The 414-nt window shown below is 48.8% G+C and carries 1 pseudogene; it reads left to right on the forward strand.

The annotated features are described in order from the left end of the window. A pseudogene (locus B4H32_RS08035) lies at positions 1 to 414 on the forward strand (DNA polymerase III subunit alpha); the annotation flags it as partial.

A 414-nucleotide genomic window follows, 5' to 3' on the forward strand; every position in this document is an offset into this window, starting at 1 on the left:
TGGCCCGATGGACCTGATTCCAGACTTTATCCACCGTATGCATGGTGGCGAGTTTGAATATCTGCATCCATTGCTTGAAAGTGTATTGGAACCCACTTATGGCATCATGGTGTATCAGGAACAGGTCATGCAGGCAGCACAGTTCTGTGCAGGCTATACGCTGGGTGGCGCGGACCTGCTGCGTCGCGCCATGGGTAAAAAGAAACCCGAGGAAATGGTCAAACAGCGCCAGATCTTTATTGAAGGTGCTGCCAAGAAAGATATTAATGAGGCAACCGCGAACCATATCTTTGACTATATGGAAAAGTTTGCTGGCTATGGTTTTAACAAATCACACGCCGCAGCCTATGCACTGGTTGCCTATCATACAGCATGGTTAAAGGCACATTACCCTGCCGAATTTATGGCGGCGGT

The sequence above is a fragment of the Acinetobacter sp. UBA2063 genome (genome assembly GCF_002333245.1).
In the GTDB taxonomy this organism is placed as follows: Bacteria; Pseudomonadota; Gammaproteobacteria; order Pseudomonadales; family Moraxellaceae; genus Acinetobacter; species Acinetobacter parvus.